Here is a 19,102-nt window from a genome sequence, read left to right as displayed (position 1 = left end):
CTTCGCCGGAAGTGCCGCGATGTGCCGTCGATCGGCCGCGGCACCATCGTGGCTGGTCGCGGTTGCCCGCGCCCCTTCGGGCGCTGCCGAGCCGCAGCGGACTCCGCCCGAATCGCCTAGGCCGCCGGACCGCACAACGCGATCCTTCACCGCGGGGCGTCGCGCCGGTCCTTCAGCAACTGGACGAGGCGCGTGATGTCGTGCGTGGTGACGATGCCGACGAGACGGCCGCCGTCCACGACCAGGATCCGCGGCGAGGCGGACGCCCGGCCCAGCACCTCCAGCAGGTCCTCGTCCGGGGTGGCGACCGTGCAGCGGGACAGCGGGGTCGCCACGTCACGCAGGCGCACCTCGCCCCGCGCCGGGCCCGGCACCGCAGCGAGCTGACGCATCGTCACCACTCCGGACGGGCGCCCGTCGAAGTCGAGCAGCGGTATCGCCGAGTGCCGCCGCTGGGACTCCATCTCGTCCAGGAACCGGCTGACCGTCAGCCACTCCGGGCTGGTCACCACGGGCGCCGACATGGCACGGGCCACCGGCACCCCGTGCAGCGCGGCGCTCAGCCCGGCGCGCTGGGCCTCCGCCCCGGCGGTGCCGGACAGGAAGAACCCGATGAGCGCCAGCCACAACCCGCCGGTCGAGCCGTACAGGAAGCTGATGACGCCGAGCGCCACCAGCAGCGTGCCCACCACCTGCCCGCTGCGCCCGGCCGCCCGCTCCGCACGCTCCCGGTCCCCGGTGCGCCCCCACAGCACGGCCTGAACGATCCGCCCACCGTCCAGCGGGGCGGCGGGCAGCAGATTGAACCCGGCGAGCAGCGCGTTGGCCCAGCCCAACCAGAACAGCACGGCCGCCGCCACGTTCCAGCCGAGCCCCGCCCGTACCGCCAGCGCGCCGCCGATCCCGACCCCGGCCAGCAGCAGACTGGCCAGCGGGCCGCAGCCGGAGATCACCAGCATCGCCTTCGGGGTCTCGGCCCGGCCGATCCGGGTGACACCGCCGAGCGCCCACAGCGTCATGTCCTCCACCGTCACGCCACGCCTGCGGGCCATCACCGCGTGGGCCGACTCGTGCAGCAGCAGGCTCGCCAGCAGGGCCAGCGCGCCGAGCAGCCCGGCCACCGTGTAGACGCCCGCACCCCGGCCGGGAGCCAGCGCCGGAATCGTGCCGCGCCCCAGGCCGTACCCCAGCAGCACCACCAGCACCAGCACGCTCCAGTGGATCCGCAGCGGTATTCCGAAGATCTTCCCGATCGGTACGGAGCCGTTCATCCCGCTCCTCCAGGCAGGCGCCACACCCCCGCCTTCAAGTTTCGCCCCTCGGGGGAGCTTTGCGGCTCCACTTGAAGGAGCGCGGGGAACTGCGGACCGGCCACGACGGTGCCGCAGCCGATCGACGGCACATCGCGGCACCTCCAGTGAAGCGCTCAGTCGCCGGTCGTCAGCACCATCCGGAACCGCGCCTGGCCGCTGAGCATCCGCTGGTACGCCGCCTCCGCGTCGCCCAACGGCATGGTCTCCACCATCGGCCGCACACCGGTGAGCGCGGCGAAGGACATGGTGTCCGCCACGTCCTGGGCGGTCCCCGAAGGATGGCCCTGCACGCTGCGTCCGCCCATGATGAGCTGGAACGGGCTGATCTCCAGCGGTTCCGGGGTGGCCCCGATCACCAGCAGCCGCCCGCGGTGGGCGAGCCCGTCGACGGTCGCCGCCATCGCGGCGGAGTTGGCGGCGGTGGCCAACACCACCCGGGCCCCGCCCAGACCCCGCAGCGCCTCGGCCACGTCGCCGACCTGGCTGTCGATGTAGTGGTGCGCGCCCAACTCGCGAGCGAGTTCCTCCTTCGCCGTGCCGCGCGCGATGGCCACCGTCTCGAACCCGAGCCGGGCGGCGAACTGGATGCCCAGATGCCCAAGACCGCCCACGCCGAGCACGGCCACCAGGTCCCCACCTCGCGCACCGCTGCGCCGCAGCGCGTTGTACGTGGTCACGCCCGCGCACCCCAACGGCGCCGCCTCGACGGCGGTCAGCCCGTCCGGGATCCGGGCCAGCGCGTCGACCGGGGCGACCATGGCGTCCGCGTAACCGCCGGGATACGCCCAGCCGGGCACCTTGAGGTTCTCGCAGGCGATGAAGTCGCCCTCCCGGCACGGCGTGCAGTGAAAGCAGGAGCCGCCGAACCAGCCCACCCCGACCCGGTCGCCCACCTGCCACTGCGCCACACCGTCGCCCACCGCGTCGATCCGCCCGGCGATCTCGTGCCCCGGCACCACCGGAAACCGCACGCCCGGGAAGACGGCGTCGACGAACCCGGCGTCACTGTGGCAGACACCGCAGGCCTCGATCGCGATCCGTACGTGCCCCGGTCCGGGCTGCGGCACTTCCCGCTCGACGATCTCCAGCCTTCCGCCCTTGGCGGCGGCCTGGGCGACGCGCATGGAGTCCATGGCATCCTCCAACGGGGAGGGAGTGCGGGGATGCGGCCGTGCGCTGACATGTCCTGCCACCTCGCGTGCGCAGGCCACCTGTCCATGACAGCGCACATCCGTCGCGTCGGCGACCGGAGCACACCGATCGCTCGCGCGAGTAGTTGACTGTTCGCCGTGGACTGCATCTTCTGTGCGATCGCGGCTGGTGAGGCCCGTGCCCACCGGGTCTTCGAGGACGAGGTGACGGTGGCCTTCCTGGACGCCCGACCGCTGTTCCCCGGGCACGTGCTGGTGGTGCCGAGACGGCATGCCCACACCCTGACCGACCTGCCCGAGGCGGACGTTGGGCCGTTCTTCACCCGGGTCCGGTTGATCACTGCGGCGGTGGAACGCGCCATGGCCGCCGCGGGCTCGTTCGTCGCCGCCAACAACCGGATCAGCCAGTCGGTTCCGCACTTCCATGTGCATGTGGTGCCGCGCAATCCCAAGGACGGGCTGCGCGGCTTCTTCTGGCCCCGGCACCGCTACGCCTCGGACCGGGAGGCGGCGGAGGTGGCGGCCCGGGTACGCACGGCGCTGGGGCCGGACGGCGGTTGACGCGCGGGCTCCCCGTGGCGGCCGGGTGCGGTCGCCACGGGGAGCCGACGGTGTGTCAGTCGCCGGTGTTGGTGGCCCAGACCGGGGTGCGGTCGGCGGTGTAGATGACGACGTTGCCGTCATCCTGTACGGCCAGGTAGGCGCCCGGGTAGCCCCATGTGCCGGAGGCCCACAGCGGGATGCCGTTCGAGTCGTAGACCACGAAGTTGCCGTCGGCCTGCATCACGGCGCTTGAGCCGCTCGGCCACGCGCCGACGGCCTGCCACGCGGGGTGGCCGTCCTTGTAGAGCACCAGGTTGCCGTCCTGCTGCAGCCGCAGCACCGCACGGCCGTTGCCCGATGTCCACGCCTGGTTGCGGCGGAGCGCCGAGCCAGCCAGGAAGAAGCTGTCGTCCATCGGCCGCTTGACGGTGATCTGGTGACCGGCGGTCGGCGCCGGGGCAGCCTGCGCCGGTGCGGCGAGCAGGGGCAGCGCGGCGAGGGCGAGCCCCGACGCGACGACGGTTACCATCCGCCCTAAGGGCGCTAACGTGCGCATACGTCTCCTTTGGATCTTTCGGATCTTTCGGATCGAAGCGGTGGAAACGAACACCGCAACGGTAACGCTGTGCAAGTCACCGACTACAGTGGGAAATTGAGACTGGCGTGATCACTGCGCAGCGGGCGGCAATTTCCTGCCAGTGCCACACGCATATGCGGCAGCCGCCGGAAGGACCGCGCGCCGCCCGCACACAGGACCGGACCAGCGAGTCCCGCGACCCCGGGCCAAGGCCTGCCACCCACCGCCCCACGCTCCCCGTTCGTCCGATTCCACCCACCGTTCCCCGCCCAGCCGACGGCGGGTTCCGCCGACTTGGACGGGCACACGAAGGCACGCACTGGCGGATTCCGGAGCGGGAAGCCGCCCGTCGTTCTGCCAGCCAGAGGCACACAGACCGAGCGACCGATGTGTGATCTGCGTCTCATTGTCGGCCATCCGGTTGACCGGCGCCGGGCCGGACCCGACTGTCCACCGTTGACGAGAGAGGTCCCGGCGCCGTTGACCGCCTTGCCGAACCGCCGCCAGCAGGCCCGCCACCCACCGACCCGCTTACCTTCGGAAGGAAGGCAATACGACAGCTTTCACCCCATCGTCGTTAGAAAACCGCAGGTTTACACCCTAAAGACACGACTTCGCCCGTGAACGACGCCCCACATCCGCCAGATTCGACACCTCACCCAAAGCGGTTCCGCGAGACCCACTGAGCGCCACTCCCCCCATGACGCACCCAGACACCAACCCGCCCGCCCGCAGTGCGAGGACCGGGTTGATGGCGATTGCCGCAATTCGGAACCTTGTGCGCATACCAGTGAGTAGATATCGTTCGCTCAAAATCTGCTGCTACAGATCCTGGTCTCCGTGTGCGAGGAGCGCGCCCGCCGCTCCTCGTCCCCCCTCGTCACCAGCACACACCGCCTCACCAACGAGGTGATCTTCCAGGGAGCACAACATGGCACGTACACCGCAGCCGGACCCGTCCCCCTACCAGCACGAGCGACCACCGGTGAACTGGCCGGGCTCGGTCCGTCCGCCGGACTCCCCGGAGTTCGAGCAGTCGGCCAAGAACTGGCTGTTCGACCTGGCCCCGGCCCGTTGGTGGCACGAGGAACTGCTGCATCGCCACCCGGTGGAGCTGGCGTCGATGGTGCGACGGTGGCTGGAGGCGGACGTCCACGCCATGCAGGCGGGACTGCGCGATCTGGGCGAGTCGCTGTCCGGGTGCGACGCGCGGGTGCCGCAGGCCTGCGAGCTCTACACCCATGAGCGGGACTGGGCCTGGGCGATGCTGGAGCAGGTCAAGCTGGTGGAGGAGGGCCTTCGGACCGCGTTGCGCGAGGCCAGGCACCGGGCGAAGGCGCACCGCCCGAAGCACGCCCCGCTGCCGCGTCCGCGCCCCGCCACGGGGTGAGCGCCAGCCCAACGGCCTTGGCGGGGCGGCGGGTTGGAGTTCAGCTGACGTCGGTCTGGTAGGGGACGCAGTCGGCCGAGGGGCGTCCACCGTGGGCGCCGAGGAACGCCAGGAGGTCGCAGACGGACTGGCCGAGCACCTGGTCATGGTCCAGGCCCGGATACACGCGCTCCACGACCCCGCGCGACCCCAGCGACCGCAGGTTGCCCACCACCGCGTCGGACCACCGCGGCGGTACGTCCTGGTCGGCCGCGCCCTGGATGACCAGTACCGGCCCGTGGATCGCGGCGCGGTCCGGGTCACCGTACGCGCCCATCTCGGCGTCGATCCGGCTGAGCTGTGCGGTGCTGAGCGGAAGCGCCTGCTCGGTGCCGACGTCGGTCAGCGTGTTGTGCCCCGCGGTGAGGCACTGGCCGAGGACCTCGGCGGCGGTCCTGGCGGCCGAAGGCCCCAGCAGCGAGCGGAGGTTGACCGAACGGTCGGTGGCGCTCAGCCCGGCGAGGGAGTACAGGGCGAAGCCCAGTTCGGACGGCTGGTGTGCGGCGATGACGCCCGGCAGCATCACCTCCAGATGGCTGGCCGGTGCGATGGCGACCGTGCCCCGTAGCCGCAGTCCGGGCACCCGGCGCGCCGCGTTGGCCGCGAAAAGGGCGGCCTGACCGCCCTGGGAGTGGCCGACGGCGAACCAGGTCGGCGCCAGCCTGGTGTCCAGGCGGCGGGCGGCGGTGACGATGTCCACCACGGCGTTGCCCTCGTCGGGGCCGACCAGGTACGTGTGCATTCCGGGCGTGCCCAGGCCCGGGTAGTCGGTGGCGGTGACCGCGTAACCGGCGCGTAGCAGGGTGCGCAACTCCTGCGCGTACTCGTTGAACCCCAGGTTCGGTGCCTGTGACGGCGCACAGCGGTCCGCCACGCCGGTGGTGCCGTGCCCCCAGGACACCACGGGCCAGCCGCCGGGCGGCGGCGCGCCCTGGGGGACGAGCACGGTGCCGCTGACGGGGATGTCCTCGTGGTGGGCGTTGACCGAGTGGTACAGCACGGTCCAGCGGCGCGCGGCGCCGGTCTTCCGGTCCGGGCCGTGGTCGGTGGCGGCGATCAGGGTGCCGGGGGCGGCCTCGGGCAGCGGGCGCGGCACCTGGTAGGTGTGGTCGGTGATGCGTACGTCGGGGGGCGCGGCGGTGGAGTGCCCTGCGGCGGAACCGGAGCCCCGGGCCGGGGTGTCGTGGCCGCAGGAGCAGCCGCCCACCGCGAGGGCCGCGGCCACGAGGGCCTGCAGGATGTGACGACTGGGGTTCCTCACGGCGTGCGTCCCTTCGTCCGGCGCGATGCGGTCTGTCCTCACCGTGCCGCCGGACACGTGCTGGAGCGGGCGCGCACCGCCGCGGCGGCCCGGAATTCCAGTCGTGGGGTGCAGCGGGGTAGCGCACCTGGCGGACGGGGCGACCGCCACCCGGCCGCTGGTCGACGCCTCGCCGCCCGCCGTCCCCAACACCGCTGGCACCCAGGGGCCGGTCGCGACGTCCACACCACTGAGCAACGGTGTCGCCGCTTCGGTTCGGGGCCGCTTCGAATGTTCCGTTTGAGCCCGGGCTGCCGCGTCAGGTCGTCGCGTCGGCCTCGCCGTGTGGTTGCCGGATCAGCAGGCTGGCCTGGGCCTCCTGGTCGCTCACCGCGGCGTAGGTGTGCGGGACGTCCGCGGCCCACGAGACATGTTCCCCCGCCCGTACGAGCCGTTCCGCCCCCCGCGGACCGACCCGGGCGGCTCCGGCGATCATCGTCAACTGCTCGACCACGCCTGCCGGATGGGCCGGTGAGTGCTGGACCCGGCCGGGCCTGATCGTCAGCCAGTACAGCTCGGTGGTCGCCGTGGCGTCCTCGAAGACCTCCAGCAGCCGCGCCGTGACCGCCGCACCTCGCACCTCGCCCGCCGCTTCGGTCAGCAACGAGGCCAGCGGGACACCCAGTTGACCGGTGATGGCGTAGAGCGTCTCCAGCGTCGGATTGCGGGTGCCCCCCTCAAGCCCGGAGAGGGTCGCCTTGCCGATGCCCGCGCTGCGGGCCAACTCCGAGAGGCTGAGCCCTCGTTCCTGTCGTAGCCGCTGGATCCGCCGCCCCATCGCGACCGCGGATTCGGGGGTCCATGCCTGCACCATGACATTCAGTATCCCGGGAGCGCCGAGCGCCCCTCATGAGCTAGCGTTCCATATATGGAACAGCAGCGGCTCCGCACGGAAGACGGCAAACGGACCAGCCGAATACCCGCGTCCCCTACAGCGCACGGACTCGCGCAACCCCTGACCGCCGGAGTGGTCACCGCCGTCGTCGGCTTCTCCGGTTCCTTCGCCGTGGTCGTCTCCGGGCTGCGGGCGGTCGGCGCGGACCAACGCCAGGCGGTCTCCGGCCTCCTGGCGCTGTGCACCGCGATGGGCCTGCTGGCCGTCGGACTGTCGATGCGCCACCGGCAGCCGATCAGCATCGCCTGGTCGACTCCGGGAGCCGCCCTCCTGGTCGCCACCGGCCGCCAACCAGGCGGTTACCCCCACGCCGTCGGCGCCTTCGCCGTCACCGGGATCCTGCTCGCCGTCACCGGCATGTGGGGACGGCTCGGCCGCTGGGTCACCGGCATTCCGGCACCGCTCGCCTCCGCCATGCTGGCCGGGGTGCTGCTGCCGGTGTGCCTGGCACCGGTACGGGCCGCCGTGACGGTGCCGTCCCTGGCCCTGCCCGCCATCGTGACCTGGGCGGTGCTGACGCCATTCGCCCGTCGCTGGGCCACCCCGGCCGCGTTGGTGGTGGCGGTCGGCTCGCTCGTGGTGCTGCGCCATCCCCAGCTGGGTTCGTTCGCGCGGCTCCTACCCACCGTGACGGCGGTCCGCCCGACGCTCAGCACCGGCGCGTTGATCGGCATCGCGCTACCACTGTACGTGGTCACCATGGCCGCCCAGAACGTCCCCGGGATCGCGGTGCTGGGCCAGTTCGGCTACCGTCCGCCCACCCGGTCGATCCTGGTCAGCACCGGCGCGGCCACCACGCTGTGCGCCCCCTTCGGCGGCTACGCGCTCAACCTGGCCGCGATCAGTGCCGCGCTCGCGGCCGGGCCGGACGCCGGGCCCGACCCGAAGCGCCGATGGATCGCCGCCGCCACGGCGGGCATCACCTATCTGGGGCTCGGGCTCACCGCGGGCGTCTCCACCGCGCTGCTCACGGCGGCGCCCCCACTGCTCATCGATGCGGTCGCGGGCCTTGCCCTGCTCGGCACCCTCGGTTCCGCGCTGGCCGCTGCCGTCGCCGATGCCGAGGCCCGCGAGGCGGCCGTGACCGCGTTCGCCGTCACCGCGTCGGGCATCAACGTGCTGGGCATCGGCTCGGCGTTCTGGGGCCTGGTCGCCGGTCTCGGGCTGCACTCGCTGCTCCGGGAGCGCCGCGCCTGACGGGCGCCGGGGCGACAGCGGGCGTGTGGCGTGGTAACCAGGCGACAGGGCCTCGCGGGCCGAGCCGACTGGAGGGTGCCATGCAGAAGGTCTACGAGATCTACATCCGCACCACCCCCGAGCGCCTCTGGCAGGCGATCACCGACCCGGACATCCGCAGCACGTACAACTTCGGCGCCCGGGTCATCTCCGACTGGACCCCCGGCTCGCGGTTCCAGGTGATCGCGCCGGGCGCCCCGGGACCGCTCGGCGAGGGCGAGAACCTGGAGGTGGACCCGCCGCACCGCCTGGTGCAGAGTATGGTCGCGCTGTGGAGCGACCAGGTGCGGCGCGAGGGCCCGTCACGGATCACCTGGCAGATCGACCGCGTCGCCGAGGACTCCTGTCAACTCACCCTGATCCACGACCGGTTGCGCCAGGGCGCCCACAACGAGCTGTACGGCGGCTGGCCGATGATCCTCTCGGGTCTGAAGACCTGGCTGGAGACCGGCGAGAAGCTCACCACCCCGGGCTCCCTGCGGTTCGGCTGAGCGCGGCCGACCCCCTTGCCGGGAGCACAGGCGGGCCCCCTAGGCTCTGGCGGCATGGCACGCACCCGGCTCTACCGCAACGGCACCCTGACGTTGGAGAACTTCCCCGTCGAGGACATATCCGACTACGTCACCGACCCCGACGCGGCGGTGTGGCTCGACCTGTGTGCCCCCGAGCACGCCGACTTCGAGATGATCAGCGAGGAGTTCGGGCTGCACGAGCTCGCGGTGGAGGACGCCCGGCACGACCACCAGCGCCCGAAGCTGGACCACTACCGCACCCACGCCTTCATCAGCGCCTACTCGGTCAGTGCCGATGCGGACACCGGGCTGCTGGCCACCAGTGAGATATCGGTCTTCGTCACCAAGACCGCCCTGATCACCATCCGCAACGACGACAGTTTCGACATCGACCAGGTCGTCGCCCGCTGGGACAACAACCCCGACCTGGCCAAGCACGGTGTGGGCTTCCTGCTGTACGGGCTGCTCGACGTCATCGTCGACGGGCACTTCGCGGCGGTGCAGAACCTCGACGACCGCATCGAAGAGGTCGAGGACCTGCTGTTCGAGGACAACCGCGCACAGATCGAGTCCGTACAGCGCCGCTCGTACGAACTGCGCAAGAGCCTGACCAGACTGCGCCGGGTGGTCATTCCGATGCGCGAGGTGGTCAACAGCCTGCTGCGCCGGGACCTGCACATCGTCGGCGAACCGCTGATGCCCTACTACCAGGACGTCTACGACCATGTGCTGCGGGCCACCGAGTGGACCGAGTCCCTGCGGGACATGGTCACCACCATCATGGAGACGAACCTGACTGTCCAGGGCAACCGCATGAACCTCATCATGAAGAAGGTGACGAGTTGGGCGTCGATCATCGCGGTGCCCACCGCGGTGACCGGCTTCTACGGGCAGAACGTGCCCTTCCCGGGATTCAGCACCCATTGGGGCTTCCTGGCGTCCACCAGCGCCATCGTGATCCTCTCTGTCATCCTCTACGTCAGCTTCAAGCGCAAGGACTGGATCTGACCGGGCCGACCGGCGGCGAGCCCACCAGGTGCGGGCTCGCCGCTGGTCAGCTCACACGTCCGGCATCTTCTTGAGCAGCCAGTACACGCTGTTGTCCCCGCCGAGCTGCGGGAAGTACACCATGGCGTCCTCGCACAGGCCGATGAGCTGGTGCAGCTTCGAGGCCTTCTCCATGGTGAAGTCGTAGAACTCGAAGGTCGGTCCCACGTTGGAGTGCAGCTCCGTGGGCGCGAAGTCGGTGGAGACCATGATGTCCGCCACCGTCACCAGCACGCCCTGCATCGCCGCGATGAACGTACGCTCCAGCCCGTACCGGTCGTTCTCCTTGCCGTGCTGCATCTTGTCCCACGGCGTGCGGTACATGACGTCCAGCATGTGAAGTACGTAGCAGTACACCGCGTTGAACAGGGTGTTGGTGCTCCGGGCAGCGGCGTGGTGCTCGTACAGCGCGGCCGTCGGGTCAGCGGGCATGACCCACCCTGCTCGATGATGATCTTCAGGGCGTTCTGGGCCGACTTCAGATCGCGGACCAGCACCGTGTCACCGCCACCGTCGTGGTTCCAGTACGCGCCCGTGTACTGGACCGCCAGCCGGTTGTGCTTCCACAGCGCGGGGCCCATCTTCTTGTCGAGCGCCTCCAGGCCCTTGCCGACGGCCCGGTAGAACTCGCCGATGGTGGCGTACTGGCCCTTGGGCGGCCTTCCCTCGCCCTTCTTCGGCTCGGGCCGCTCGAACTCCATGAAGACGTCGCGCACCACCTCCTTGCCGCAGGGCTCAAGATGGAGGACGAGCTCGGGATGGCGGTGCAGCATGCGCGACGGATACCTCGGAACGAAGTCCTCGTCGTAGAACCGGATGTCCTCGTCGCCGAGCGCCACCAGCAGGTTGCTGACCAGGGACAGATGGAGCATCTCCTCGACCACGATGCTGCGGATCAGTCGGAACGCACCCATCCCCGGGTCCCACTGCGAGTAGCCGCGCGAGGCGATGGAGAACGACGCGTACAGGTACATGGGGATGGTGGACATCTCCAGGTACGCGGCCTGGTAGAGATGGCTGATGCTGGCCGTCCTGTGGGAGCTCTATCCGGGCCATCCAAACCTGCTGCCCGCCTATCTCGACGGCCCCCGCGAACTCGCCGGGACCACCGGATTCGTCGCCAAGCCGCTGCTCGGCCGGGAGGGCGCCGGGGTCAGCGTGCACCCGCCGGGTGCCACGCCACCGGGACCTGCGGCGGACGACGCGCTGTGCTACCAGGCGCTGGCCCCGCTGCCGCAGTTCGACGGCAACCGCACTGTGCTGGGCGCCTGGGTGGTCGACGGCGAGCCCGCGGGCCTGGGCATCCGGGAGTCCGGCGGCCTGGTCACCGACGGGTACGCACGGTTCGCACCGCATGTCATCCGGTGAGACGGCTCGGGTGTCGCAGACGGGTGAACTTCCGTGCCGCGGTGCCGGTTTCGGGATGTCGCGGGCAGGTCACTACACGTCCCGATTCCCCGCACGGAAGGTGTGACCGATGCGCCGTACAACCGCCGCCGCCGTGGGAGCCGTAGCGCTCCTCGGTGCTCTCTCCGTCCCCGCCCAGGCCGACGCTCCCAGTGCGGGCGCGATGCCTAACGTCACCGGCAAGGGCCTGATCGCCGCCGAGCGGGCGCTGCCGCATGGTGTGCGGGTCACGCTGGTGGACGCGCGCGGCGCCGGGCGGCATGTGTTCTGGCCGGCGAACTGGAAGGTCTGCTCGCAGCGTCCCGCACCGGGCGGGCGGCTTGGCGGCCAGCGACCCGAACTGCGGGTCGTCAAGAACAAGGAGCAGTGCCCGTGACACCGCCGGCCGTCAGCCCGATGACCGAGCTGACGGCCGGGCGTACGACCACAGGCTGACGCCGAGCTCCGCCCCAGGGCGCGAGTACCGCCGGTCCGGCGTGCGTACGGTGAGGTGAGAGCCCACCAGCACGGAGGAGCCGAGCCAGCATGCCGGACCAGTCACCCTCGTCACGCCGTTCCCGTGCCGACTCCTGTTTCGTCACCGGTGGCATCCTGCTGGCGCTGCTGCTGGTCGGCGGGCTGTTCTGGGCGAAGTACAACATCACGACGATCAAGAAGTGGCGCGGTGGAAACGCCTGGAGCCTGACCTACCAGGCCACCGCGGTCAGTGGTGACCCGCGCGCCACCGGGGTGGTGTACCGGCACAATCCCGACTCGTTCAAGAAGGAGTCCCGCGACGAGCGGCTGGGGGCCACCACGCTGCCGTGGCGCACCGAGGTCATCGTCAACACGGGGGCGGTGGCCCGGCTGGAGGTCACCCCTTCCGGGGACGGGGAGGTCGCCTGCCGGATCCTGCTGGACGGCGTCCGGCCGGTCGCCGAAGGCAGCTCCCCGGCCCCCGGCAAGCCCGCGGTCTGCCAGGTGACCACCAGCGACACGCCGGAGAAGTGGCCGACGGGCCCAAGCTGACATGCGGCTCGCGCCGCCCCGTACCAGGATGCACATGTGGCGAACTCCAACGCCGCCACGGGCGGAAGGCTGCACCGGGCGGTCGGGTTCTGGGGACTGATGTTCCTCTCGCTCGGGTCGATCATCGGCTCCGGGTGGCTGCTGGGCGCGCTGACCACCGCCGTCATCGCCGGTCCGGCGTCGCTGCTGTCCTGGGTGCTGGCGTCGGTGATGCTCGGCGTGCTGGCGCTGGTGCACGCCGAGTTGGGGGCGGCGTATCCGATCGCGGGCGGCACCGCGCGGTTCCCCTACTTCGCCTTCGGCCCGCTGGTGGGCTTCACCGCGGGGTGGATGTCCTGGCTGCGGTCGGTGATGATCTCGCCGATCGAGGTGGAGGCCACCCTCTCCTACTCGGACCGCATCGGCTGGGTCCACGACCGGGTGCACATCCTGCACCCGAACGGCACCCTCACCCCGGCCGGGCTGGTGATCGCCACCTGCTTCATGCTGCTGTTCACGATCATCAACGTCCTCGGGGTACGGCTGCTGTCCTCCACCAACTCGGTCACCGTGGTCCTGAAGACGGCGGTGCCGCTGCTGACCGCGGCGGTGCTGATGTCGCTGGCCTTCCACGGCGCGAACTTCACCGCGGGCGGCGGCTTCGCCCCGTACGGGGCGCACGGTGTGTTCGCGGCGCTGCCCGCCGGGGTGGTGTTCGCCTTCCTGGGCTTCGAGCAGGCCATCCAACTGGCCGGTGAGGCGCGTGACCCGCAGCGCGACGTCTCGCGGGCGGTGATCGTCGCCATGGCCATCGGCACCGCGGTCTATCTGCTGCTGCAGGTCGCCTTCATCGCCGCGCTGCAGCCGTCGGCGGTCAGCCACGGCTGGGCCAGCCCGGTGGGCAAGGGCAACTTCGGGCCGTACGCCACTTTGGCGACCGCGCTCGGTGCCGCCTGGCTGGCGATCGTGCTGTACGCCGACGCGGTGATCTCCCCCGCGGGTACCGGGCTGGTCTACATGGCCGGGGCCGCGCGGCTGTCCTACGCGATGGGGCGGCAGCGGGTGCTGCCGCGGCCGCTGGCCGGGGTGGGCCGCCGGGGAGTGCCGGTGCTGTCGGTGCTGCTCGCGTTCGTCGTCGGTGAGCTGGCCTTCCTGCCGTTCCCCAGCTGGCAGGCGCTGGTCAGTGTGGTGACTTCGGCGGCGGCGGTGATGTACGCGTTCGCGCCGGTGGCGCTGCACGCGCTCCGGGTGCGGGACAGCGGCCGTCCGCGCCCGTACCGGCTGCCTGCCGGGTCGGTGCTGGCCCCGGCCGGGTTCGTCTTCGCCAACCTGATCTTCTACTGGTCCGGGTACCAGGCGGACTGGAAGCTGGCCGTCACCGTCCTGTTCGGGCTCGGCGTACTGGCGGCCACCCGCCGCGGGATCCCGGTGGGCGACCGCGGCGCGCTGCGCTGGCGGTCGGCGGCCTGGGTGTGGCCGTGGCTGGTCGGGCTGTTGGTGATCTGCCGCTTCGGCCGGTACGGCGGCAGCCACGCCCTGCCCGCCTGGTGGGACCTGCTGATCGTGATCGCGTTCAGCCTGGCCGTGCACTACTGCGCGGTGCGGCTGGCGCTGCCGCCCGACGCGGTGGACACGGCGGTACGGGGCGAGCGGAGTTGACGGGCGTCAGCCGTTTTCCAGGATCTCGCGGCGCTTGGTGCCGCAGGTGGCGCACTCCATCAGCGCGGCGTGGATGTACATCGTCTGGTGGCCTTCGGCGTCGGACCTCACCGCGAACTCCGGCTCGCTCCAGCGCACCTTCTCCGGATCCGTCTCACCGCAGTTCCGACACGGCCACGAGTCCATAGCTTCAGCGGCTTCAGCCATAGTGCGCCTCCGGGGTTGCCCTTGGCCCCCCAAAAGTCCCAGCCCCAGGCTACGCCGAGGTGATCCTTTAGTTAAACGCCCGGCACTCCACGTAGCCGGATCGGAGGGTGAATTCTTCGGGCCGACTCTTGACTTCGGACAAATAGTGACGAAAATATTCAATACACCAGAAGACCAGAGAGAGCCGCACCCGTCGACAGAGACGTCTGTTGACCTGAGTGACCCCCATCGTGGCCATCTGGCTAGGCCCCCGGTAGGAGCACGTGCCGGTGTTGGAATCGTCGGCGACGACCGAGATTCACGACATCGACATGAAGCACCGGGGGCTGTCGTATGCCCGCGAGCGGTCGCTCAGCGCTTGGGCCAGTGCCAGGCGGGTTCGTCCAGCAGCCCCTGGCCGACGATCCGCGTCTGGCCGTGCTCCTTGGTCAGCTCGACGGTCCTGACCTCCGGCGCGTGCTCGGCGGCCAGCCGCTCCACGGCATGGGTCAGCGGCCGGGAGTGGGAGACCACGATGATCTGCGAACGCGCCGCGGCCATCGCGATCAGCTGGGCCAACGGGGACAGCAGATCCGGGTGCAGGCTGGTCTCCGGCTCGTTGAGCACCAGCAGCTCCGGCGGCCGGGGCGTGAGCAGCGCGGCGACGAGCAGCAGATAGCGCAACGTCCCGTCGGACAGCTCCGCGGCCCGCAGCGGACGCAGCAACCCGGGCTGACGCAGTTCGAGGTCGAAGCGCCCGGCGTGGTCGGCGACGGTGAGCCGACTGCCGGGGAAGGCCAGGTCGACGGCGGCTTCCAGCGCCTCCCGGTCACCGATCTCCCGGATCGTCTGCACCGCCGCCGCCAGGTCCGCCCCGTCGTGGCTGAGGACCGGGGTGCGGGTGCCGACGTGGCTGCCGCGGGCCGGGGCGGCGGCGTCGGTGCGGAAGTGGTCGTAGAACCGCCAGGAGCGGATGCGGTCGCGCAGCCTGAGCACCTCGGGGGCGTTGCGCGGGTCGGCGAACTCGCTGAGCATGCTGTCGTACGGGCGGATGGGATGCCGCTGGTGGGACCAGGTGCCGTCGGTGTCGCGGATGCGGACGGCGCCGTTGTGCCGTTCGGCGAGCAGTGCGGCGGGGCGCAGCACCGGGCCGCTCCACACGGACTCGCGTTTGATGTCGGGGTCGGAGCCGAACATCGTCGGTTCGGTGGGCGAGGGCAGGCCGAGGTCCAGGGCGTAGCCGAAGTCGTCGCGCCCGCCGGAGAAGCCCAGCCGCAGGCTGACCGGCTCGACGCGGGCCACCTGGCGACCGCCGGGCTTCTCCGGCCCGGCCCACAGCGTCGAGCCCAGCCCGCCCTCACGGGCCAGCGCCGCCACGGCACCGCCCCGCGCGGCGTCGGCCAGCAGCCGCAGTGCCCGGTACAGGCTGGACTTACCGCTCCCGTTGGCACCGGTCACCACGTTGAGCGGCCCCAACGGGACGACAAGCTGCCGCAGCGACCGGTAGTTCTCCACCGCGAGCGTCGTCATCATGCGACGACTGTAACTGCCGCCCCACCAGCCCCACTCCTCCAGCCCGGCGCCCACCGCGCGCCCGCGCCGCTCGGCTCCTGCGCGCCGGTTCAAACCGCCCGAACAGTGGCGGACATACGAAAGCGCCCTGCACGCGAGGACGGCGCTGTCCTCGCACGCAGGGCGCTTCGGTGGTCCCGCTCGGGCGGAACGGACCGGTCAGTAGGCGGAGTTGACGTTGTCGATCGAACCGTAGCGGTGCGCCGCGTAGTTGGCGGCGGCGGTGATGTTCGCGACCGGGTCGTAGATGTTCCAGGACGTGCCCTGGACGTGGTACGCCTTGAACGTCGGGTCGATGACCTGGAGCAGCCCCTTGGAGGGGATGCCCATCGCCGCGTTGGAGTCCCAGTTGTTGATGGCGTTCGGGTTGCCGGAGGACTCGCGCATCACGTTGCGGTAGATGCCGTTGTAGCTGCCCGGGATGCCCTGGGAGTGCATGATCGTCAGCGCCTGGTTGATCCAGCCGTTGAGGTTGTTCTGGTAGGCCGGGGCGGCGGACGCGCCCGGAGCGGCGGCGAGCGCACCGGCGGTGACGGCGACACCGGCGACCGTGGCGCCAACGGAGTACTTCGCGGCCTTGGCCAGTCGGCCGAACTTCGACATCACGGAGAACTGCATGCGAGGACCACCTCAACGATTCGGAGACCCGGGAATGCCCAGCGGGTACCGGAAGTGTTAATGCCGCGGAAATCCGCGTCAATGGTGGTTTGCTACTATGAATGGTCGTATGCCGGTTTTAGGCCGACTAGCGCCCTATCAAGCGGAGTACGGGACTAAAGTCCCTTTTCACACACTATTGCCCCTCGTAGTGACCTGCGCCATATCGCGAAGGTCACACCGCGGCCCCGAAATTGTGATGCAGGCCATATCGCGTGGTTCACATCCGGCGAATATCCGGGCCATGGGCAGGCCCGGCGCCCGGCGCGCTGCCAGGATTGCTGTCATGACGGTGCTAGGGGTGGATGCCTGCGCGTCCGGCTGGGTCGGTGTCGAACTGCGGGACGGTGCGTTCCAACGGGCCTGCGCCGCAGGCGACTTGGCCGCCTTGCTCGCCGGGGTGCCGGAGGCGACGGTGGTCGGGATCGACATGCCGTTGGGGCTGCTGGAGGCGGCGGCCTGGCGGCGCGCCGATCTGCTGGCGGCCGCCCGGCTCGGGCGGCAGCGTGCCCGGGTCTTCCGGGTGGCGCCGCGCCCGGTCTGGGACGAGGCCGACTACGCCACCGCGAACCTGCGCTGCCGGGAACTCACCGGCGCCGGACTGAGCCGCCAGAGCTGGGCGCTGAAGGTCAAGCTCCGCGAGGCCAACTCCCGCCGGGAGCAAGGCGATCGACGGCTGTACGAGGTGCACCCGGAGATCTCCTTCGCCGCCATGAACGACGGCCAGCCGGTCGCCTGGAGCAAACGTAGCTGGAACGGCCAGATGGCCAGGCGGCGCCTGCTGGACGCCCATGGCATCGCGCTGCCGGGGCACTTCGACGGGGAGGCGGGCGCCGTACCCCCCGATGACGTGCTGGACGCCTGCGCGGCGGCGTGGAGCGCCGCCCGCATCAGCGACCGCACCGCCGTATCGCTGCCCGCCCCGCCCGAACGCACGGCCAGCGGCCTGCCGGTGGCCATCTGGTACTGAGGCCCGTCCGGCGGCCGCGAACCCCACCGCGACCGGCCAAGAGCCGCAGAACGCCTCAGCCCAGGCGCCGCGCCACCGCCAGCGCCTGCCCGGCGTAGCCGCCGCCGAACAGCACGGTGTGCACCAGCAGCGGAAAGAGCTGGTGCAGGCCGATCCGATCGGTCCAGTCGTCGGCGAGCGGGCGCACCTGCTGGTAACCGGCGAGCACCCGGTCGAGGTGCGGGCAGCCGAAGAGCTGGAGCATGGCGAGGTCGGTCTCCCGATGGCCGCCGTGCGCCGCCGGGTCGATCAACCAGGCGCTCTGGTCGCTCCCCCACAGCACATTGCCGTTCCACAGGTCGCCGTGCAGCCGCGCCGGGGGTTCGTCGGGTCCGGCCAGTTCGGGCAGTCGTCGGCAGACCCGCTCCACGAGGGCGGCATCCGCACGGTCGAGGATCCCGTCGTCCACGGCCCGCCGCAGATACGGCAGCACACGCCACTCGGCGTACCACTGCGGCCAGCTTGAGCCGGGGACGTTGGCCATCGGCGCCAGGCCGATCCAGGCGTCCGCCGGGCCCGCGGGCGGTGGCGCCCCGAACGCGGGCGCACCGCGGTCGTGCAGGGCGGCCAGTTCGCGGCCCAGCCGTTCGGCGGCCGCCGGGGTCGGTTGCCCGGCCTCGACGCGGTCGAGGACCAGCCAGTCCTCGTCGTGGCCGCGCACCGCCGGTACCCGGACCGCGCCCGCCTCGGCCAGCCAGCGCAGTCCGGCCGCCTCCGCGCGGATCGCCTCCGGTCCGTTGCCGGGCTTGACCACGACGATGTCCCCGCCGTCCAGCACGACCTCGGCCATCGCGCCGAACTGGCGGCGCAGCACGGCGGTACGGCAGCCGGTCAGCCGGGCCGCGGCCGCCTCCGGCCGCTCGGCGGGGCGGCGGCCGGTCATGCGCCGAGTCGGTCGCGCACCCAGGCGAGCAGTCCGGGCATCGCCGCCTCGATCATGTCCAGCACCTCGTCGAATCCCTCGGGGCCGCCGTAGTACGGGTCGGGCACGTCCAACTCCGCACCGGCGGCCGGGTCGAAGCAGCGCAACAGCCGCACCCGCTCCGGCTTGTCGACAAGTCGCCGCAGCGCCTTCTCATGCCCGGTGTCCAGCGCCAGCAGCAGATCGGCGGCCAACTGCTCCTCGCTGATCTGCGCCGCCACATGGTCGACGGCATAGCCGCGCCGGGCCAGCGCCGCACCGGCCCGCGCGTCGATCGGCTCACCGGCGTGCCAGGGACCGGTGCCCGCGCTGCTGATCCGCACGGCGTCGGCCAGCCCCGCCCGGCGCAGGTGCTCGGCGAAGACCAGCGCGGCGGACGGCGAGCGGCAGATGTTCCCGGTGCATACGAAGCAAATGTGCACGTCGGAAAGGATACGGGCTGGTCCTTCGCGCTGCGGGCGCCGATCCGGGCCGGACGTCCTACCATCGAAGACGCGGTACCACCCAGCGGGCGGTACGGAGACGGTCCGTGCACCGTACGCCAAGCCCGCCGCGCACCGGACGTGGGTAACCGCCTTGGCCAGTACGTTGCTTGACGCCGTTTCAGCGCGGTCCGGAACAATGGCGAGCAGCGGTTACCAGCATGTGTCGCAGCCGCGAGATCCATCCGCAAAGTGACGGACGAGGCCGCCCGCGCACC

At 71.1% G+C, this 19,102-nt stretch carries 20 protein-coding genes and 2 pseudogenes; 10 read left to right on the top strand and 12 right to left on the bottom strand.

Features of this window, described 5'->3' with window-relative positions; genetic code table 11:
• Positions 1-146 precede the first annotated feature (146 nt).
• Positions 147-1,271, bottom strand: a complete 1,125-nt coding sequence (locus tag NON19_RS04820; RefSeq protein ID WP_255925326.1) for a site-2 protease family protein — start codon at positions 1,269-1,271, stop codon at positions 147-149.
• A gap of 155 nt (positions 1,272-1,426) precedes the next feature.
• Positions 1,427-2,446, bottom strand: coding sequence for an alcohol dehydrogenase (locus tag NON19_RS04815; protein ID WP_255925325.1), 1,020 nt, complete (start codon positions 2,444-2,446; stop codon positions 1,427-1,429).
• Positions 2,447-2,602: 156 nt separating this feature from the next.
• Between NON19_RS04815 and NON19_RS04810 the strand changes: the two genes are divergently transcribed.
• The gene (locus tag NON19_RS04810; RefSeq protein WP_255925324.1) at positions 2,603-3,025 is read left to right on the top strand and encodes an HIT family protein; all 423 of its coding nucleotides are present in this window, start codon (positions 2,603-2,605) and stop codon (positions 3,023-3,025) included.
• A gap of 55 nt (positions 3,026-3,080) precedes the next feature.
• Here the strand turns inward: NON19_RS04810 and NON19_RS04805 are convergent, their stop codons facing one another.
• Positions 3,081-3,536, bottom strand: coding sequence for a hypothetical protein (locus tag NON19_RS04805; protein WP_255925323.1), 456 nt, complete (start codon positions 3,534-3,536; stop codon positions 3,081-3,083).
• A 979-nt stretch (positions 3,537-4,515) separates the two neighbouring features.
• Between NON19_RS04805 and NON19_RS04800 the strand changes: the two genes are divergently transcribed.
• A complete protein-coding gene (locus NON19_RS04800; RefSeq protein WP_255925322.1) occupies positions 4,516-4,974 on the top strand; it encodes a hypothetical protein in 459 nt (152 codons plus the stop codon).
• 40 nt (positions 4,975-5,014) lie between these two features.
• Here the strand turns inward: NON19_RS04800 and NON19_RS04795 are convergent, their stop codons facing one another.
• Both NON19_RS04795 and NON19_RS04790 read right to left on the bottom strand, forming a co-directional pair.
• On the bottom strand, positions 5,015-6,274 hold the full coding sequence (locus tag NON19_RS04795; protein ID WP_255925321.1) for an alpha/beta hydrolase family protein: 1,260 nt from the start codon (positions 6,272-6,274) through the stop codon (positions 5,015-5,017).
• A 298-nt stretch (positions 6,275-6,572) separates the two neighbouring features.
• Entirely contained in the window at positions 6,573-7,127 is a 555-nt protein-coding gene (locus NON19_RS04790) for a helix-turn-helix domain-containing protein (RefSeq protein ID WP_255925320.1), read from the bottom strand.
• 54 nt (positions 7,128-7,181) lie between these two features.
• On the opposite strand from NON19_RS04790, the gene NON19_RS04785 reads away from it, so the two are divergent.
• The 3 genes from NON19_RS04785 (at position 7,182) to NON19_RS04775 (ending at position 9,964) form a co-directional block, all read left to right on the top strand.
• Positions 7,182-8,405: a benzoate/H(+) symporter BenE family transporter gene (locus NON19_RS04785; protein WP_255925319.1), complete on the top strand. Its 1,224-nt coding sequence runs from the start codon at positions 7,182-7,184 to the stop codon at positions 8,403-8,405.
• Between the two features lie 80 nt (positions 8,406-8,485).
• Positions 8,486-8,935 (top strand): SRPBCC family protein, encoded by a 450-nt coding sequence (locus tag NON19_RS04780; protein ID WP_255925317.1) that lies wholly within the window; start codon positions 8,486-8,488, stop codon positions 8,933-8,935.
• A 54-nt stretch (positions 8,936-8,989) separates the two neighbouring features.
• Positions 8,990-9,964: a magnesium transporter CorA family protein gene (locus tag NON19_RS04775; RefSeq protein WP_255925316.1), complete on the top strand. Its 975-nt coding sequence runs from the start codon at positions 8,990-8,992 to the stop codon at positions 9,962-9,964.
• Positions 9,965-10,015: 51 nt separating this feature from the next.
• Here NON19_RS04775 and NON19_RS04770 read toward each other — a convergent pair whose 3' ends face one another.
• On the bottom strand, positions 10,016-10,303 hold the full coding sequence (locus NON19_RS04770; protein WP_255925315.1) for a hypothetical protein: 288 nt from the start codon (positions 10,301-10,303) through the stop codon (positions 10,016-10,018).
• A complete protein-coding gene (locus NON19_RS04765) occupies positions 10,228-11,025 on the bottom strand; it encodes a ferritin-like domain-containing protein (protein WP_255925375.1) in 798 nt (265 codons plus the stop codon). Before NON19_RS04765 ends, NON19_RS04770 begins: the two co-directional genes overlap by 76 nt.
• On the opposite strand from NON19_RS04765, the pseudogene NON19_RS04760 reads away from it, so the two are divergent.
• The 4 genes and pseudogenes from NON19_RS04760 to NON19_RS04745 form a co-directional block, all read left to right on the top strand.
• A pseudogene (locus tag NON19_RS04760) lies at positions 11,024-11,371 on the top strand (glutathionylspermidine synthase family protein); the annotation flags it as partial. The gene NON19_RS04765 and the pseudogene NON19_RS04760 overlap by 2 nt on opposite strands.
• A gap of 109 nt (positions 11,372-11,480) precedes the next feature.
• Entirely contained in the window at positions 11,481-11,786 is a 306-nt protein-coding gene (locus NON19_RS04755) for a hypothetical protein (protein WP_255925314.1), read from the top strand.
• A gap of 149 nt (positions 11,787-11,935) precedes the next feature.
• A complete protein-coding gene (locus NON19_RS04750; protein WP_255925313.1) occupies positions 11,936-12,418 on the top strand; it encodes a hypothetical protein in 483 nt (160 codons plus the stop codon).
• A 36-nt stretch (positions 12,419-12,454) separates the two neighbouring features.
• The gene (locus NON19_RS04745) at positions 12,455-14,056 is read left to right on the top strand and encodes an APC family permease (protein WP_255925312.1); all 1,602 of its coding nucleotides are present in this window, start codon (positions 12,455-12,457) and stop codon (positions 14,054-14,056) included.
• Between the two features lie 6 nt (positions 14,057-14,062).
• Here the strand turns inward: NON19_RS04745 and NON19_RS04740 are convergent, their stop codons facing one another.
• The 3 genes and pseudogenes from NON19_RS04740 to NON19_RS04730 all read right to left on the bottom strand — a co-directional run.
• Entirely contained in the window at positions 14,063-14,263 is a 201-nt protein-coding gene (locus NON19_RS04740; protein WP_255925311.1) for a hypothetical protein, read from the bottom strand.
• A gap of 351 nt (positions 14,264-14,614) precedes the next feature.
• Positions 14,615-15,775 (bottom strand): AAA family ATPase, encoded by a 1,161-nt coding sequence (locus NON19_RS04735; RefSeq protein WP_255925310.1) that lies wholly within the window; start codon positions 15,773-15,775, stop codon positions 14,615-14,617.
• Between the two features lie 198 nt (positions 15,776-15,973).
• Positions 15,974-16,297, bottom strand: a pseudogene (locus NON19_RS04730) (transglycosylase SLT domain-containing protein); the annotation flags it as partial.
• Between the two features lie 460 nt (positions 16,298-16,757).
• On the opposite strand from NON19_RS04730, the gene NON19_RS04725 reads away from it, so the two are divergent.
• Positions 16,758-17,441, top strand: a complete 684-nt coding sequence (locus NON19_RS04725; RefSeq protein WP_255925309.1) for a DUF429 domain-containing protein — start codon at positions 16,758-16,760, stop codon at positions 17,439-17,441.
• Between the two features lie 55 nt (positions 17,442-17,496).
• On the opposite strand, the gene NON19_RS04720 is transcribed toward NON19_RS04725, so the two are convergent.
• Positions 17,497-18,363, bottom strand: coding sequence for a fructosamine kinase family protein (locus NON19_RS04720; protein ID WP_255925308.1), 867 nt, complete (start codon positions 18,361-18,363; stop codon positions 17,497-17,499).
• Positions 18,360-18,824 (bottom strand): arsenate reductase/protein-tyrosine-phosphatase family protein, encoded by a 465-nt coding sequence (locus tag NON19_RS04715; protein WP_255925307.1) that lies wholly within the window; start codon positions 18,822-18,824, stop codon positions 18,360-18,362. The genes NON19_RS04720 and NON19_RS04715 overlap by 4 nt, the downstream gene beginning before the upstream one ends.
• Positions 18,825-19,102 lie beyond the last annotated feature (278 nt).

Source organism: Streptantibioticus rubrisoli (assembly GCF_024436055.1).
Classification (GTDB): Bacteria; Actinomycetota; Actinomycetes; order Streptomycetales; family Streptomycetaceae; genus Streptantibioticus_A; species Streptantibioticus_A rubrisoli.
This window is presented reverse-complemented; position numbering and strand designations above follow the sequence as displayed.

Excerpts from the sequence above, each read along its gene's own strand:
- NON19_RS04775 (WP_255925316.1), top strand. The coding sequence starts at position 8,990 with ATGGCACGCACCCGGCTCTACCGCAACGGCACCCTGACGTTGGAGAAC.
- NON19_RS04800 (WP_255925322.1), top strand. The coding sequence starts at position 4,516 with ATGGCACGTACACCGCAGCCGGACCCGTCCCCCTACCAGCACGAGCGA.
- NON19_RS04720 (WP_255925308.1), bottom strand. The coding sequence starts at position 18,363 with ATGACCGGCCGCCGCCCCGCCGAGCGGCCGGAGGCGGCCGCGGCCCGG.
- NON19_RS04740 (WP_255925311.1), bottom strand. The coding sequence starts at position 14,263 with ATGGCTGAAGCCGCTGAAGCTATGGACTCGTGGCCGTGTCGGAACTGC.
- NON19_RS04725 (WP_255925309.1), top strand. The coding sequence starts at position 16,758 with ATGACGGTGCTAGGGGTGGATGCCTGCGCGTCCGGCTGGGTCGGTGTC.
- NON19_RS04780 (WP_255925317.1), top strand. The coding sequence starts at position 8,486 with ATGCAGAAGGTCTACGAGATCTACATCCGCACCACCCCCGAGCGCCTC.
- NON19_RS04790 (WP_255925320.1), bottom strand. The coding sequence starts at position 7,127 with ATGGTGCAGGCATGGACCCCCGAATCCGCGGTCGCGATGGGGCGGCGG.
- NON19_RS04770 (WP_255925315.1), bottom strand. The coding sequence starts at position 10,303 with ATGCAGCACGGCAAGGAGAACGACCGGTACGGGCTGGAGCGTACGTTC.
- NON19_RS04815 (WP_255925325.1), bottom strand. The coding sequence starts at position 2,446 with ATGGACTCCATGCGCGTCGCCCAGGCCGCCGCCAAGGGCGGAAGGCTG.
- NON19_RS04735 (WP_255925310.1), bottom strand. The coding sequence starts at position 15,775 with ATGATGACGACGCTCGCGGTGGAGAACTACCGGTCGCTGCGGCAGCTT.
- NON19_RS04755 (WP_255925314.1), top strand. The coding sequence starts at position 11,481 with ATGCGCCGTACAACCGCCGCCGCCGTGGGAGCCGTAGCGCTCCTCGGT.
- NON19_RS04805 (WP_255925323.1), bottom strand. The coding sequence starts at position 3,536 with ATGGTAACCGTCGTCGCGTCGGGGCTCGCCCTCGCCGCGCTGCCCCTG.
- NON19_RS04820 (WP_255925326.1), bottom strand. The coding sequence starts at position 1,271 with ATGAACGGCTCCGTACCGATCGGGAAGATCTTCGGAATACCGCTGCGG.
- NON19_RS04750 (WP_255925313.1), top strand. The coding sequence starts at position 11,936 with ATGCCGGACCAGTCACCCTCGTCACGCCGTTCCCGTGCCGACTCCTGT.
- NON19_RS04785 (WP_255925319.1), top strand. The coding sequence starts at position 7,182 with ATGGAACAGCAGCGGCTCCGCACGGAAGACGGCAAACGGACCAGCCGA.